The organism is Pseudomonas sp. NIBRBAC000502773, from assembly GCF_006517195.1.
Lineage (GTDB): Bacteria > Pseudomonadota > Gammaproteobacteria > Pseudomonadales > Pseudomonadaceae > Aquipseudomonas > Aquipseudomonas marginalis.
In genome coordinates this window covers 3,505,593-3,521,499 of sequence record NZ_CP041189.1, presented here as the reverse complement: position 1 = coordinate 3,521,499, position 15,907 = coordinate 3,505,593, and the positions used below count along the sequence as shown (strand labels likewise).

Here is a 15,907-nt window from a genome sequence, read left to right as displayed (position 1 = left end):
TCCCTTCCCGGCTTAGATGCCCAGGCAGAGGTATTTGATTTCCAGGTAGTCCTCGATCCCGTACTTGGAGCCTTCACGGCCCAGGCCCGAGGCCTTGATGCCGCCAAACGGCGCCACTTCGTTGGAGATCAACCCGGTGTTGACCCCGACCATGCCGTATTCCAGGGCTTCGGCCACACGGAACACACGGCCCAGGTCGCGGGCGTAGAAGTAGGACGCCAGGCCGAACTCGGTGTCGTTGGACATCGCGATCACTTCGGCTTCGTCTTTGAAGCGGAACAGCGGCGCCAGCGGGCCGAAGGTTTCTTCCTTGGCGACGGCGGCGTTTTTCGGCACGTCGACCAGGATGGTCGGCTCAAAGAAGTTGCCCTCCATGACCTTGCCACCGGCCAACAGCTTGGCGCCTTTGCTCAGGGCGTCGGCGATGTGTTCCTGGACCTTGGCCACGGCTTTTTCGTCGATCAGCGGGCCGGTGGTGGTGCCTTCTTCCAGACCGTTGCCGATCTTCAATTTGGCCACCGCGACTTTGAGTTTTTCGGCGAACGCGTCGTACACCGAATCCTGGATGTACAGGCGGTTGGCGCAGACGCAGGTCTGGCCGTTGTTGCGGTACTTGGAGATGATCGCGCCTTCGACGGCCTTATCCAGGTCCGCGTCGTCGAACACGATGAATGGCGCGTTGCCGCCCAGTTCCAGGGAGACTTTCTTGATGTCCTTGGCGCATTCGGCCATCAACTGGCGACCGATTTCGGTCGAGCCGGTGAAGGACAATTTGCGCACGATCGGGTTGCTGGTCAGCTCGCCGCCGATGTCGCCAGCGCTGCCGGTGACCACGCTCAGCACGCCTTTCGGGATACCGGCACGGTGCGCCAGCTCCACCAGGGCCAGGGCCGAGAACGGGGTTTGCGAAGCCGGCTTGATCACCATGGTGCAACCGGCGGCCAGGGCCGGGCCAGCTTTACGGGTGATCATCGCGGCCGGGAAGTTCCACGGAGTGATGGCGGCGGTCACGCCGATAGGCTGCTTGATCACAATCAGGCGCTTGTCGGGCTGGTGGCCGGGAATCACGTCGCCATAGATGCGCTTGGCTTCTTCGGCGAACCACTCGATAAAGGACGCGGCGTAGACGATTTCGCCCTTGGCTTCGGCTAATGGCTTGCCTTGTTCCAGAGTCATCAGGCGACCGAGGTCGTCCTGGTTTTCGATCAGCAGCTCAAACCAACGGCGCAGCTTGTTGGCGCGCTCCTTGGCGGTCAGCGCACGCCAGGCCGGCAGCGCCTTGTCGGCGGCTTCGATAGCGCGGCGGGTTTCCGCAGCGCCCATCTTTGGCACCGTGCCGATAATCTCGCCCGTGGCCGGGTTGTTGACCTTGATGGTCTGACCGTTGTCCGCATCCACCCAAGCGCCATCGATAAAGGCCTGCTGGCGGAACAACTGGGAATCTTTGAGCTGCATGTCGGCTTTCCTTAACAGCACCGCGCGCACGCGGAGCGAATTAGAGTTGTTGAAAGGCGCCTTGTGGGCTGCCGTCAGGGAAATCAGCCCCCGCGCGCGCGATCAGTGAATAGCGCACGAGAGACAGAGCGTTTGAAATCTCAAACGAATCCTAGGATCAATGGGGGTACAGGGCAATAGTCTGTTCGAAAAAAAGAACGAAAACGGCGCATTTGCCGGATTTTTCTGATCAGCGTGATTCGAGCCCGTTCCGCCGTGTTGACCAACGGTGCCCGGCGCAGGGCCTCTGCGCGGCAAATGCCTACGCTTGAACGGCCAAAGACCGGCATGGACGCCCAAGGTCGACATGGGTATGATGTCGCCCGCACAAGCATCCGTAGCTCAGCTGGATAGAGTACTGCCCTCCGAAGGCAGGGGTCGTGGGTTCGAATCCCGCCGGGTGCACCACATACTGGTTTCTGGCTGTCTCAGACAGTCTACGAAACACCCCAAGAAGCCCGCCCTGTGCGGGCTTTCTTGTTTCTGGCTATCCGTCCCTGTCTACCCCTATAACTTCCCGCCGTGTATTCGCCTTGCCGGAAGCCGGTCAGGACGCAATGCCCGCAACGACCTACAGGGTTATCTCGGCGGGTTCGACAGGACCCAGCGCGCACGTTTGGTGACGCGCTTGGGCTGGCACGACAATGCGTTTCTATTGCCCGAACAACAGATCGGTTCGCACTCCGAACACCTGCATTTTTATGAGGCCAGTGCGCAGCTGCCGCAGATCTGCGAAGCGGGTTCTCTGGAGAAATGGCAGCAGCAAATCGGCGCGCTCTGCGTTGGTAATCACCGCTTGGCGTTTGTCGTCTCTGTGGCCTTTGCAGGGCCTCTGCTGAACCGGCTCGGACATGAAGCAGGCGGCTTCCACCTGTACGACGACAGTTCCGAAGGCAAGACCGCTCACCTGCAAGTTGCTGCATGGGTTTATGGCGGGCCGCGCCTGGTGCGTTCGTGGCATTCGACAGATAACGCCCTGGAGTCCATCGCCGCTGCACACTCAGACGGCCTCCTGGTGCTGGATGAAATCGGCATGTGCGATCCGCGCATTATTGGCGAGACGGTGTACATGCTCGGCAACGGCACCGGTAAGGCCCCGGCGAATGATCGAGGACAAGCGGGCCGACAGGTGCAGGAGTGGCGCTTGCTGTTTCTCTCGACCGGCGAGAAGACGTTGGCGCAGCACATGGCGGATGCAAACAAGGAGCTGAAAGCGGGTATGGAGGTGCGCATGCTCGCCGTGCCTGCGGATGCCAGCAAAGGCCTCGGCATGTTTGATGTGCTGAACGGTTTCGAGGACGCTGCTGCCCTCTCCGATGCACTCAAGGCCCGCGTAGCCAAATACTACGGAACGCCCCTCACCGACTTCCTGCACGCACTGTGCGCGCCTGGAGAAATGCTCAGGTGGTCGGTGATCGTTCGCCGCACGGTAGAGCAGTTCATCACCCAAAACCTGCCCACAACTGCCAGTGGGCAGGCGCAACGTGCGGCCCTTCGCTTCGGGCTCGCGGCAGCGGCCGGAGAGTTGGCGACCGCCTTCGGCGTCACCGGCTGGCCCGATGGCACCGCCACGACCGCCGCACGGGTATGCCTGCATGCGTGGCTGGCTGAACGCGGCGGCGCCGGTAATTTCGAGGGTGATTCGATCTTGGCTCGACTGCGCCAGGTCATCGAGCGATTTGGAGAAAGCCGCTTTACCCGCTGGGAATCTGCCGCCGCCAAGATCGATGAGCACGGCCCACGCACGATTGATCGGTTGGGCTTTCGCAAGACGATGGAACACGGCATGGGTGATGCCCTGCACACCACCAACACCTACTACGTGCTGCCTGAAGCCTGGAGGGCCGAAATCTTCAGGGGCATGAATATCAGCGCGGTGAACAAGGAGTTGCTGCAACGCGGCGTCCTCGAGCCGGGAAGCGACGGAAAGGCTTACAGCTTGATTCGCCTGCCAGGGTTAGGACCTCAACGCTGCTACGTGGTGAAGACGGTTCCAGGAACGGATGAAGGCGAGGCCAAGGCCGCCTGACGGCATGCCTGCTGATAGAGGTAGCGCCGGCTCATTCTCGGCCTAGCCAGCCGTTCGACAACCATCCCTATCAACCGCAGTAACCAGAGACGATACAGATGAACACTATCCAAGAACTGAAAGACCGCCGCGACAAACTGACCCTCGAAATGGAGAGCATTCAGCGCGACCTGACGCCCTTCGAAGCGGCGCTGGAAAGCCCAGAAGTTATCCAGCAAGGGCGTCAACGGGCTGTGCAGGATGAAATCAACGATCACAAAAGACGCATCGACTCGCGAGACTTTGAGATCCACCGTCTGAATCAAAAGATTGATCGCCTCGAGGCACTGGCGAACCGTGAGAGCTTGGCTGCGGGCTACATCAGCGCGATGGCGACTTGGAAAGCCGACGAGATGGAACTCAACGAAAAGCGCAGCAGCATCGAGACCCGGTTGCAGCAGGTACGCCAGAGCGATCAGGAAGACATGGCAAAGGCGCGACAAGCTGAAACGGACGCGGCCACCGCTTATGAACAGGCTGTGGCCTGGGGCGATATGGAAGGTGAGAAAGCCGCTAATGCGGAAGCTCAAAAAGCAGCAAAAACCTCACGGCTGCCGTTGAGCATCATCGTCGTCAACAACTGCTGATCACCGCTTTGGAACAAGAGCTGGTGACGATCGATCTGCACATCACCGAGGCGCAAAAAGAACATGCCAAAATTGAAAAAGAAGCAGCACATCTGGCAAACATAGTGCTGGAAGAAAAGTGGAACGCGACCGCGAAAGCGCTGCTGGAAACAGGTGGTAAATTGTGGGCAGCACGCAATCTGATTAGTCGTGACCCGGTTGCACTGATGAAGCTGAATATCCCTGAACAGGGCGAGCACTTTGGAAGCTGGACCTGGCGCGAACTCCTGAAACGCTCACACCAACACAGCCTGCTTGACCTGTTGGCAGCTTAACTCAAACCTTACCCGAAGCAGCCTGAGAAACCCAGGTTGTTTCGGGCCTACCATCGGTCTCAACATGAATACACCACCACAAAACAGCGCTGAGATGCCTGATTACCTAAAAGCCCGGAAGCTGCATTTGAATGGGATAATTACCCTCATGGGCGATATGAAAAAGCTCAACGCAAGAGCAAAAAAAGACGCAAAAATCGAGATGCTCACGATTGATGCAATCGCGGCAGAGCTAGATTTTATTGACCTTCAACTCAAAAGAAAGGGCAGGTGAAGAAGAGGCGGAAGCCTAAATAGCTTCCGCTTCGCTAGATCCCCCATTACAGCCAAGGCATCAGATTTTTCGGCTTCTGATCTGTGGCGGCTGTGGGCTTATGACCGCTTTCGGCCGATTCTGTTGAAAAAGTCGGCTTCGGTTTCCCAGGCACAAAAGTACGTGTCTGAGATTAAAATCTGTGTTTTGCGCAAAAGGTTCAGGACCCGGATTTCACGTAGCTACGTGCAAAAGAGATGTTTTCACCCATCAGTATTCGAGCGTTTCGGGCAAACCGACTTTTTCAACACAATCGGCCAGAAGCAGACATCCCTATCCGACAGCTACCGTCCAATAGCAGCCAATAACGACCGGCAGCAACAGTGGAAAAAGGCCAAAAGCCCCCCTCGGATTACTAGAAAGTCAGAGACTCTTCAACCAATCGCGGATTCGTTCAAAATTTTGCATTGGGAGGGTGAGCTACTCAAACGAGCATTGCCTAGCTAAATCTATCTTAAGACCGGTATTGTGACTCGCAAATCGGGTACAGTCCGTTAGTGAGCATATCGAAATAGACAGTTAGTGAGAATAAATTATGGAAGGGTTGTTTTGTCTATGGATCAGTCTTTTTCAATAAAAAATCTTAATGACTTGCTTAAAGGCGATAGGGAGAAAGGAGGGGATCTTGAAGAACGATATATTCCTGCTGCCTTCGATATAAGAGTTAAACTCTACGAACTGAACAAACTTAAATCATTTTCGAGGTACCGATTCCGCACTGGAAAAATTACGCCAGCGTTCTATGAGAAGCGTATGTCGCGCCTGACCATGGTTATAGACAAGCGCAAAATTCAGCACGGACGTTTAGTTGACTTTGAGCTTGAAAGAGTCTCTAAAATAATTACTGGAAAGGAATTCAGAATAAATGTAGCTCTCCTACCTGCTCTGGTTGGAGGGAAAAAAGTTTACGGAGTCGGGAATAGTTTAGAGCAGGTTCTTGCAATTAGATTTGTTCAGCGAGCACTGAAGGTTCTGTACGAACTCCGCATGCCGCCACGCGATATACTAGTTAGTCAAATAAAGTCATTAGCTTTAGATGGCGTGCCCAAATATATAATAAGGTCGGATGTCGAGTCGTTTTATGAGTCAGTCAGACACAAGGAATTGCTTGATGGAATTCACCAGGCTCCAGAGCTATCGGTACTGATTAAAAGAATTTTAACGCGGCTTATGAAAGATTACGTTGTCGTTTCTGGGGACGAAAACGGATTGCCGCGCGGCATAGGAATAAGTGCATATCTATCTGAGATATATCTGTCGAGTATTGACGCTGAAATTAGACGGCAAGATAATTTATTTTATTACGCCAGATATGTTGATGACATGGTGCTTATGTATGCCCCCCAGCGAAAGGAGCTTGCAGCGAAATATTTAGAAACTCTCAGCGAAATACTTTATGGAAAGGGGCTAAGATTCAACGATAAAACGAAACCTATTGATTTGCTAGAAGAGTTCAAAGGTAAATTTGATTACCTTGGATATACATTTGACGTATCTAGTAGCTCTTTCGGCGTGCAACTGAGCCAAAGAAAAATCAATAAATATAGATCGCGTATCGACAAAGCTTTCTCAGATTACAACTCAAAGTTTACATTCATTCCAAAGAAGTCTGAAGAGGAGTTGATGCTTAGGTGCCTTTTCTTAACCGGAAATATGCGCTTGTTCAATAGGAAAAGCAACGCATTCATCGGTGTTTATTTCAGCAATAAGTATATAACTGATACTAGCCAGCTTTCAGGGTTGGATCACTACTTTCGCAATAAAATCAAAGGCGTAGCTAGTCCATCATTGACGCGAAAGCTCTCGAAGCTATCTTTTGAAAAAGGTTTCAAAGAAAAACTATTTAGGAATTTTGATTCCAAGCAGCTTTCAGAACTTTCGCGAGGTTGGAAGCATGCCTAGAAAAAAAGCATTATCTATAAACTTTCCTGTAGAGCGGGTAGTGTTGTCTGATGTGCTTCCATATGAAGTTCCGATAGTTTTTTCGAATAGATATTTTTATAGATTCCTATGTGAGCACGATATAAAGTTTAACGGAAACAGAATTTCATGGCGCTATAGCGATGAAGTGCTAGACAACCTTGTAAAAATGGTTCTAGGTGTTCAGCCTACTACGGCTGTTCGACATGCTGACGATAACGGCAGACCTGTATCCATAATAGAACTAGACAAATCAGATCTTGTCCATACTGTTCCTTTCATTTTCTCAACTACGCATAAGCAGGATCAGTTGCGCCAGTTGTCCCTAATGCATCCAAAGGGTCAGTTGCTGGTGGTAGATTTCTATGACCAATTTAAAGACCTGATGATTTATTACACTGGTCGAAGTGAATTCAGCCTGCGATCACCAAGGCGAGTTGCTGGGTGTACGTATATTGACTTTCGCTCGCAAATTGAGCGGCAGGATAAATCTGACACTTTGGTAGAAGTAGATGGCGAAAATTATGAGAACTTAAAATCTTTTTTTGTATATGAACGGTTCAGTAATGTTTTCAAATTTTACGAGTCGAGAGAGCACCTCCGTAGCGAGCGCGATTTCAGAACACTTACGAAATTTGATGTTTCAGGGTGTTTTGATAGCATATATACTCACTCGCTAGCATGGGCGATATACGGAAAAGATTTTGCAAAGCAGAATCTTAAAGCTATATTAGGGTCATTTGCGGGTAAGTTTGACTCATTGATGCAAAAGTTGAACCATAACGAAACGAATGGAATACTAATCGGCCCGGAGGTTTCAAGGATTTTCGCTGAAATAATCCTCCAGGCAGTTGATATCGATATCGCAGGCAAGTTGCTTGAAAAGGGATATGTACATAACTCAGACTTTAAGATTTATCGCTACGTAGATGATTACTTCGTCTTCTACAATAGTGATGAAGTCTGTCATCAGATAAAAATGACACTTCAGGAAAGCTTAAAACTATATAAGCTATCATTAAATAAGGGGAAGGAGGAAACTCTAGGGCGCCCTATAATTACGCCTATATCTATCGCAAAAAAGCGTATCTCTGATCTTTTTGATCGTGCGCTAGCTTATGAGGTCGCTTCAGAAATTAAGGAAGGTGAAACATTGCCAAGGGGTCAGATTTATATAGGCAGGTCTTCACTTATAACTGACTTTAAGTCCATTCTTGCAACCTCTGGAGTCAACTATGGCGAAATTCTTAATTACTCTCTTTCAGTAGTCGAGCGAAAAATTGGCTCTTTGATTGAATCTTACAAAAAAATAGAAAAAGTTAGCGGTGTCGATAAAAGCTTTTCAAAATCAATGGAAGCTCTTCTAGGTTTTGTATTTTTTATCTATGCAGTATCGCCAAAAGTCAACACAACGATTAAACTTTGTCGAATATGCCAGCGCGTTCTTTCTTTTTATAAGCTTGAGACCATAGGGCTCAGCTATGAGGCATTAATCTCGCAAGTGATATACGAAAGATGTCGGAGCGTTATGGATCATAATTCAGATGGCAAAAGCGCGAAAATTGAGGTCATGTACCTTCTGGTTTTAATGCGTCAGCTTGGTAAAAACTATCGTATAGATGAAAAAGTGCTTGGCCATAGCTTCGGCTTTGAACTTTTAGACGGGGGTTATCAAGCGAAATCCAATTTGAATTATTTCTCCATAGTAACTCTTCTTTTTTATATAGAGAACAAAGCTCGTTATTCATTGCTAAGAAACGCTTTGGAAAAACATATATTGGAAAGATTTAGGCTGAAGCAGGACTCGTTGGTCGGTGACTCTGAAATGATTCATTTAGCGTTAGATCTTATCGCATGCCCCTTCGTGAGTAACGAGACCAAGATTAGAGTTTTACAGTTGTACGGCGTGCCTGCAAACAACCTGCTAAGAATTCAAAAATATAGCGAATATTGGTTCACCAAATGGGGCGAATTCGACTTTTCTAAAGAGCTAGACGCTAAGGTCAGTCAGGAAGTATATTGATCGGGATGCATCACGCACATAGAAGACCGTTTGCGGTCGCACACACCAGCATCATGGCCCGGTTGTTCTATGCACGAAAACCTTGCCTCGTTGAATCCTCGTGAGTTCTGCGGTCTTGACTCCTTCACTTTCCTCATAGCTTTAGGCCTACCAGGGGAGTGAAGGATGCTCGATTATCTCAGCAATCATCCCGGATGGCTGCATTTGACCGATTGCTGCCCATCACAAACGGCAAAAATCGGCCAGAAGCGGATGTTCACCAGTCATGGCCTCTATGGTTTGGGGTATCTACGAAATCTGGGACGATTCACAGGGCTGCTAGAAGCTCTCCTTTCTGAGATTCGCTTCTATATCTTCACGTTTCCCATGACTTTCGTAGCTTTTAGCGATTCCCTCCAACATTGTTGCTACAAAGGGATGAGAGTATTGAACTCGCCTCGCCTGATCATGGAAGTACGTTGCCAACGTCCGCTCTTGATCGCCCCCATCCCATGGTGATCGGCTGGTGGCTCCCCGCTTATTCAACGTGCCAATGCAGAATCCGCTCCTCATTTCCTCTAGATCAGGACTATCGAGTAGCTCTCTTACGGGAGCAAAAGGCCAAGTACCATCTTCATCTGCGGGGGCATGAGCAAGGATTTGTCCCAGGGTTTGATCACACATGGTTGGTCGATCAGCAACGCGGCACAAGTCACGTACCTCTTTGATGAACTTGTCAAAAATATCAACATTGATACTTTCGTCAGGTTGAGTCCCTGGTAGGCGCTTGCAACAGTGCAGAATGCTCCATGCACGTTCTGCAGCCGCTTTAGATGCTTCAGTCGGCTCTTCTCTGTCTCCATGCTCTGGTTTGTACAATAAACAAATTAACTCTTTGAAGAGTTCTGGCTCTGACATGACTCCTTCGTACAAGGCATTGGCCTTAACTTCTCGCCCGTATCGGAGGAACGGAAACAACCCGAACTCGAGCTGTATTAGTGCCATCCTGTCAATCTCACCAGACTCCTCCAGCCGTCCTAACATTTTCTCTAGGTGCCAAGACTCCAGTTGCAAGCCCTCCTCTACCTCTCCATGTAGTAGCTGCTGAAGAGCTGAAAAGAGCTGAGTAGGGTCGGTTTGCTCGAGAGAGTATTGGCAGTATTGAAGCGCGCTCAGTGGTCGTTTAGCCACCAAGAGACGCTCCAATACAAACTTCAGTTCCTTGTCGTCACCTCGGGCATACAGTCGCACGCCATGCCAATAGGCTGCAGAAACTTCCGGGCCACATGCCTCGACCAGTTGCCAGGTCTCCTGATTTGGTGTTGCCAAAGCCAAGGCCCGGGCCAGCTTTTCAGGTCGTCCTGCGTCCTGTTTACTTAGTCCAATAACCGCTTGAAGAAGCTCGCCCGAAACTGATGCAGGGAGTGTCTGAAGGAACCCTGCAATACACAGACTCATAGGCATACCAGTAGAGAAGTCCTCGCCCTTCGTAGTAATCCACTCAGGCCAGAAAATATCGTCCCAGACAACCCGGGCCAATGTGGCCCCGACAGTACTGGGCTCAGCGCACACCCTGATTAGGTTCTCAATACCAACCATGCATTGAGCTTGATAAATTTCGGTCAATGCCGAAATTCTCCTTTGAGTTATGGCATTACCGCGCTCCCAAGAGTCGTCATCACGATCTCGGCTAGGTAGCTCTAGCCAATGGCTGTCGAAAAGCCAGCGATGGCGAGTGACTAAGCCCTGTGGGGCAAGCAGCTCGTATGATGCCTCTGCGGGCGACAACCATTCATCCAGCTCGTTAGCTGGTGCGTCGTCGTAATTACGATGCCAATGAATAATCTGCCGTAGCGCAATTCGTATTATTTCCCGATCTTCATCTTTCGCAGTTGGCAGGGTGAAGGGCTTAATCAGTGCCAGCACCCTGGATAGCTCCTCTATATCTCTAAGTGTGGTTTTTTGCAGCAAAGAGACGATTCGAGAAGCGTTGCCTTCACTCAGTTGGAGTAGCTTTCTCTTGGCGAAATCCAACATTTCATGCATTTCATCGTAGGTAACGCCACGGCCGGCCCCAGCATCGTCTTCACGCCACTTTGGTCGGTGGGCAGGGAAGGCCGCCTGTTGGCCGCCTGCTGCAATTTTTCTCAATACACGAAAAGCGGCTTCAGCATCCCTATCAATCAGTAAGTTGAGCACTTTGATACGCTCCGGCAAGCTAGCTGCGGTCTGTGGCAGCCAGGAGCGAAAAAGGCCGAACAAACTCCCGCTAGGCTTATTGCCCCAGTTCCCTCTCATGGGAACATGGCTGAGCTGGGCTAGGATGAGGGCTACTGGGGCCAAGCGTCGCGGAGCCCAACTGAGGGTTTCCAATGCCCAAAGCAAGCCGGAGTGCCAGCAGCGCCCCCCAAAACCAGAATCACTGTTTTCGGAAATAAGCCTTGTCACCGGTGCATCCGGCATCCGTAAACTGCTCTGTACAACACGAAGAAAGTCATCTGGCGCGGCCTCTGCTAGGGTGGGCAAATAAGAGGCCAACGAAAGCCAGCGTTGGCCATCTGCCTTATCGAGCAACTCATGGATCAACCTTGATACGCGCTCTTCTATGTCTAGTGCTTTGAGTCCCACTTGTTCTGAGCCACGCACAGCCAGTTTCATAAGTGAGTCGCAGATCGACTCAAACAGCAGTCCTGAATGGGGATGAACCTTGCCATGGACTTGTGCCATCCACCGATGGTCTTCTGGTAATTCCAGCTGAGGATCAGGTGTCGAGAGCATCTCCCGAGCAATGGCTAAAAAACGATCCAGTTGGCCGCTGGTTATTCGGTTTCCACATTGGTCCAGCAGCTCCAATGGCGATTTAGCTTTCCATACCGCGCCGATATTCAGCACTGGGGCATCGTCAAGTTGGGCTAGCTGGCGTAAATCGCGCTCGATTTCTTCATAGGGTCGAGCAGCCAGTCGCTCGGCTACTTGTCGATCCGCAGCTGTGTCTGCAGACCAAGCTCCAAGCAGACAAAGCAGAGGCAGGCTGGCTGATTGTGGGGTAAGCAACCAAGGGGGGTGCTGGATAGCAGGGTTTAAGGCTCTTTGCCGGCGAAGTACGGTCCAAGAGCGTCCAGTGCTTAGGGCATAACGTTTGGCATCGGACTCTTCCATACCGATAGCGATGAGAGCTTTCTCGAACTCGTAGATGTTCGGTCGCTCCAATACAAGTTCATCACCCTCCGGTTTACCGACCAAATCACCTGTGGCGTGGGGCACGATCACACGTAATTTATCGCGAAATATCGGATTAAGGGCTGTTTCAGTTCTTGCCGCGATGGCAATCCGCAGTTGCGGATTCGCTTCCACATAGCGCCACCCCTGAGGCTCGGTCACAACCATGGCATGGTCTTGCAGGTCACGGGAGGCCATTACCATCGCCACCGTAAAGGCTACGGCTTCTTCCACGCTGTCAGCACGTATAACCAACGGATGAGCCGAGCTCGACGAGGTATTTGTCGTCTGGATTTTTTCACCCAGAGCCTCAAACACTTGAGTACGGTCCATGAATAGGGCTTCGGGAGTGATGGGCGGTCTGCATTGCCGCGCCCACGAATCCCAGTAACGGGATAGGCTTACAACACCCCAGCCACTTAAACCCAGCTCTTCGGCAAACTGCAAAGCCACTGCCGGCTTTTGCTCGAGCCACTGCTCCAGGTCGTCTGCATCATAGGCCCGGACACCCGCCCATTCTTCTTTGTTGCACTGCTCCGCTACCCAGTCGAGTTTCTTCGCCCAGCGCCGTGGAGTGACAAAGACAAAGGTGCATGCTGAGCGTTCTGCCTCGCTTATTTGTTCTGTCCGTTTTTGGTAGTCGCCGTTAGCTTTGCCAAGCACATTTTGATCGCATCCGATTTCCCAGCGGGATGCTCCTGACGGCACCCAGGCATTCCCCCTTTCACTGAAAAGAGTACCGTCCCAGCCAGGTACATAGGTGGAGTCACCTGCAGGGAATGAAAGTTGGCGGGTCGTTTCGGGGTCGAAGCAAAGCCGCCTCACCCAGCGCGGCAGATCAGTTTGCGCTTCCTTGGCCTGAGTACTTGCCCAGTTGACGATATGGGAGGCTGTAACCCGCATACTTCACCTCAGAAAATGGAGCTCCCTCATCCCAATCGATTCATGATTGGGGAAAGCCTAATTGACGGCCCATCTATGGAATAAAAACATCGTAAAAAATCACGGCATCGCCAGGAGAAGCTGCCCTCGGTCACGGGGAGCTGAGAGGGGATGTTACAATTCGGATAGCGATTCGCTGTGAGTAACTCTCTGATCAATAAGCATAGAGCTCTCACCATGAGGCATGCGTTACAGGCTTTCACCGCTGATCGCCCCCGCGGAATAGCATGATCAGGGTTAGAGTATCATGGCTGCTTTTGGCCGGTTAACGGCACCTCTAAACGAAAGACCCTAGCTCGATGACGCCTGCCTTAGCCATCACAAACCGCTCCTCCTAGAACATTCATTGATGTAACACCTATTTGCCATGTAACACGCATATCGGCAAACCAGTCACAGCTGTGTAACGCCATATAAATCGTTTAAAATCATAGACCTATCTACTTAAGTAACACCCTTAACACGGTTTTATCAGGGTATCCCCCTAGCCCCATTAGTATTGCTCCTCCAGCGAAGCGAGGCAGGTCATGCTCTTGGCTTTGGTTCGATAGTGGGGACCCTGGGGCATTCTTAAAGGTACGGGGCATAGAACCCACGGGATCGTGTTAGCGGAAACTCACCCAGCTTAGTGAACTGGTGAACCTGGTGAACTCCAGTTCACTTGTGCATATGCCCTACCGTTTTGCAGCTCTACGAGCACCATTACCAATACGGTAACGATGCCCCCTTTTCTTCAAGGTCCTTTCAATTTCAACATTGAAATTTCAGTAAGCTGGCACGGCTGCCGCTAACGCGGTCCCGCGGGTTTCATGCCCCGTGTGAAGCTAAAGCTCTCAGGGTCCCCAGCGTGATTTCCTCTCATCGAAAGGCGTAGCCCGCGAAATTCGCTTGGTAGGCTCGAGCGCAACGCGCCTGCCCACAACACCCGGATGCTGACTTTAGCGTTACACGCAGGGGCAGCGTTACATCGGGGGTACGCTATGTAGCTCAACTGTGTAACAGGCATGAAAGCCAATGAAACCGGGCGTTTGGTGAAGGGCGTTACACTCGTAACACCGGTTACACCAGTTTTGGAGGGGGGCTGGATATGTGCTCTCATGCTGCCTTTCCAAAGCGGCCCTACGCCACATTGTTGGTGGCCTCTAGGGTGGGTAATTGCACTCAACCTGACCACCCATTCGCATTGCACTTGCCCACTCATTTGCATTCGACTTGGCAAGTCGTTCGCATCGGACTTGACCAGCACACTGGCTGGCCCTGATTGGCAGAAGTCGACCCAAAGCGGACGTCGAGGGCGAGCTTCTGAGAATGCTCGCTAAGACGATTTACGCGGCAAAAGTAAGCACTCTTGCCTCTTGAGTGTCCGCTATGAACGCATTGACTTGCTCTTGCGGATGCGGGGAAAGTTCTGGGTATTCATCTGCAAGGTATTCAATGACCGTATCTTCCTCCCAAGGGCCGAGCGAAGTCATGTAGTCAGGGTACTGATTTTGAATTTCTCTCCATGATTGGTAAGGATGCTTGGAGAGCAACATGACTGTTCGGGTGTAGATAATATGAATCTGCACGAATCTATTTCCGTATGTTGACGTCTGGGACACCGCCAGGCGAGTTTATATCCTTTTCAAGATTGCCTTCCTGTTGGCAGCTTCTGCCTGAAGAAAGTGGTGGGCTGGACGTCCGCTTCTGGCCGTTTGTTGCCGACCAAGGCCACTCAGTGTGATGGTCAGATCCGATGCAAACGACTGGTCAAGTCGAATGCCTGGATACCCTGGATGAAAATGCAAGATTCATCACCCTTGCGCTCGCCTCACTGGCGGCAGAAGGTCGAACGAAGAAGTAACTACTCAGCTGCATGGCAACACATCAGCCACCATTGGGTGTTGCTTTACCCTACGGGGACACTTCGAAAAAGAGGCCAGAAGGAAGCGCCGTGTATGCCCACGTGTATGCCTAACCGAAGAAACACCAAGCATACCCAATGAATACTGGGTTCTTACTATCCAGTTCAAACGACGCAGGGACCACATACTAGTTTCTGGCTGTCTCAGACAGTCTACAAAACACCCCAAGAAGCCCGCCCCGTGCGGGCTTTCTTGTTTCTAACGGTTTACCGCTGTCTTCCCCCCACGAATCCCCCCAAATACAGTCTGGCATCCAAACACAACAGTAACGTACGCTAAGCCCCTCACCCCCGGAGACTCACGGATGAGCACCCCCACCCCCCAATCGTTCTCTCTCTCATTGCGCTCCTACTCCGGTCAGGTCGAGCTTCACCAACATGACTTCCATCAAATCGTGCTCCCTCAATCCGGGTCGATGGAGATTGAGGTCGACGGGCGAGGTGGAAAGGTCGATGCGAGCCAGGGGGTGGTGATTTCTGCTGGGGCTCGGCATACGTTCCTGGCCAATACCCATAACCGTTTCCTGGTGCTGGACGTCTCGACCGAGCGTGGCGAGGCGCAGAAGGGTACGGTTGCGTCATTTGACCCGCTCAACGACAAGCGCTTTTTTGCGGTCAGGCCCGATATACGGCATTTGCTCGATTACGCCAGTTGCAACGGGCCACAGTTGGTCGGGTCGCTCGCGATGGCCGAGTCCTGGAGTCGGTTGTTGTTGTGTTCGTTATTGCAGCCCGAGGTTGCGCGGAGCGATCCTGGTCAGTTCATTCTTGCTCGCGCGCTGGCCTACATCGAGCAGCACTTGGGCACGGCCCTGACGGCGCATGATATTGCGCGTTATGCGGGCACCAGTGAGCGGCGTTTGTATGTGCTGTTTGGGCAGCACCTGAACACCACGCCGTTCTCGCATATCGCGAATTTGCGCCTGAATCTGGCCATTGACCTGCTGCGCCAAACGTCTTTGTCGATTATTGATATTGCGCATCGCGCCGGGTACGCCGACCAGAGTGCGTTAACCCATGCCCTGAAGAAAGCCCGCCATCTGACGCCGGCCGTGGTGCGTAAACAAGGGCGCGCGCCCTGAAAAAACAGCAGTCCCGAACAATTCTTTGGCGGGCCTGATCAATACTCGCTCTCTCGACCTTTC

The 15,907-nt window shown here is 51.8% G+C and carries 8 protein-coding genes, 1 tRNA gene and 1 pseudogene; 7 read left to right on the top strand and 3 right to left on the bottom strand.

Annotated elements, in window-relative coordinates:
* Positions 1 to 12 precede the first annotated feature (12 nt).
* Complete coding sequence (gene gabD, locus NIBR502773_RS16305; protein WP_027607874.1) at positions 13 to 1,455, bottom strand: NADP-dependent succinate-semialdehyde dehydrogenase; 1,443 nt, start codon at positions 1,453 to 1,455, stop codon at positions 13 to 15.
* Between the two features lie 370 nt (positions 1,456 to 1,825).
* Here gabD and NIBR502773_RS16300 point away from each other — a divergent pair.
* The 6 genes and pseudogenes from NIBR502773_RS16300 to drt3b all read left to right on the top strand — a co-directional run bounded on the left by NIBR502773_RS16300 (position 1,826) and on the right by drt3b (position 8,719).
* Positions 1,826 to 1,902 (top strand) — tRNA-Arg (locus NIBR502773_RS16300).
* The gene (locus tag NIBR502773_RS16295; protein WP_141156449.1) at positions 1,895 to 3,523 is read left to right on the top strand and encodes a DUF927 domain-containing protein; all 1,629 of its coding nucleotides are present in this window, start codon (positions 1,895 to 1,897) and stop codon (positions 3,521 to 3,523) included. Before NIBR502773_RS16300 ends, NIBR502773_RS16295 begins: the two co-directional genes overlap by 8 nt.
* A 98-nt stretch (positions 3,524 to 3,621) precedes the next feature.
* A pseudogene (locus tag NIBR502773_RS31315) lies at positions 3,622 to 4,463 on the top strand (chromosome segregation protein SMC).
* Positions 4,464 to 4,527: 64 nt separating this feature from the next.
* Complete coding sequence (locus NIBR502773_RS16285) at positions 4,528 to 4,737, top strand: hypothetical protein (protein ID WP_257227953.1); 210 nt, start codon at positions 4,528 to 4,530, stop codon at positions 4,735 to 4,737.
* 594 nt (positions 4,738 to 5,331) lie between these two features.
* Positions 5,332 to 6,678, top strand: a complete 1,347-nt coding sequence (gene drt3a / locus NIBR502773_RS16275; RefSeq protein WP_141156448.1) for an antiviral reverse transcriptase Drt3a — start codon at positions 5,332 to 5,334, stop codon at positions 6,676 to 6,678.
* The gene (gene drt3b, locus NIBR502773_RS16270) at positions 6,671 to 8,719 is read left to right on the top strand and encodes an antiviral reverse transcriptase Drt3b (RefSeq protein WP_141156447.1); all 2,049 of its coding nucleotides are present in this window, start codon (positions 6,671 to 6,673) and stop codon (positions 8,717 to 8,719) included. The genes drt3a and drt3b overlap by 8 nt, the downstream gene beginning before the upstream one ends.
* 318 nt (positions 8,720 to 9,037) lie before the next feature.
* Here drt3b and NIBR502773_RS16265 read toward each other — a convergent pair whose 3' ends face one another.
* Together NIBR502773_RS16265 and NIBR502773_RS16260 are read right to left on the bottom strand one after the other, a co-directional pair.
* Positions 9,038 to 12,820, bottom strand: a complete 3,783-nt coding sequence (locus NIBR502773_RS16265) for a hypothetical protein (RefSeq protein WP_141156446.1) — start codon at positions 12,818 to 12,820, stop codon at positions 9,038 to 9,040.
* 1,364 nt (positions 12,821 to 14,184) lie between these two features.
* Positions 14,185 to 14,427, bottom strand: a complete 243-nt coding sequence (locus tag NIBR502773_RS16260) for a hypothetical protein (protein WP_130211615.1) — start codon at positions 14,425 to 14,427, stop codon at positions 14,185 to 14,187.
* A 640-nt stretch (positions 14,428 to 15,067) separates the two neighbouring features.
* Between NIBR502773_RS16260 and NIBR502773_RS16255 the strand changes: the two genes are divergently transcribed.
* Complete coding sequence (locus NIBR502773_RS16255; protein WP_141156445.1) at positions 15,068 to 15,844, top strand: AraC family transcriptional regulator; 777 nt, start codon at positions 15,068 to 15,070, stop codon at positions 15,842 to 15,844.
* Positions 15,845 to 15,907 lie beyond the last annotated feature (63 nt).

What these genes read in the sequence shown, in the direction of transcription:
- gabD (WP_027607874.1), bottom strand. Translation starts at nt 1,455, where the DNA reads ATGCAGCTCAAAGATTCCCAGTTGTTCCGCCAGCAGGCCTTTATCGAT.
- NIBR502773_RS16285 (WP_257227953.1), top strand. Translation starts at nt 4,528, where the DNA reads ATGAATACACCACCACAAAACAGCGCTGAGATGCCTGATTACCTAAAA.
- drt3a (WP_141156448.1), top strand. Translation starts at nt 5,332, where the DNA reads ATGGATCAGTCTTTTTCAATAAAAAATCTTAATGACTTGCTTAAAGGC.
- drt3b (WP_141156447.1), top strand. Translation starts at nt 6,671, where the DNA reads ATGCCTAGAAAAAAAGCATTATCTATAAACTTTCCTGTAGAGCGGGTA.
- NIBR502773_RS16265 (WP_141156446.1), bottom strand. Translation starts at nt 12,820, where the DNA reads ATGCGGGTTACAGCCTCCCATATCGTCAACTGGGCAAGTACTCAGGCC.
- NIBR502773_RS16255 (WP_141156445.1), top strand. Translation starts at nt 15,068, where the DNA reads ATGAGCACCCCCACCCCCCAATCGTTCTCTCTCTCATTGCGCTCCTAC.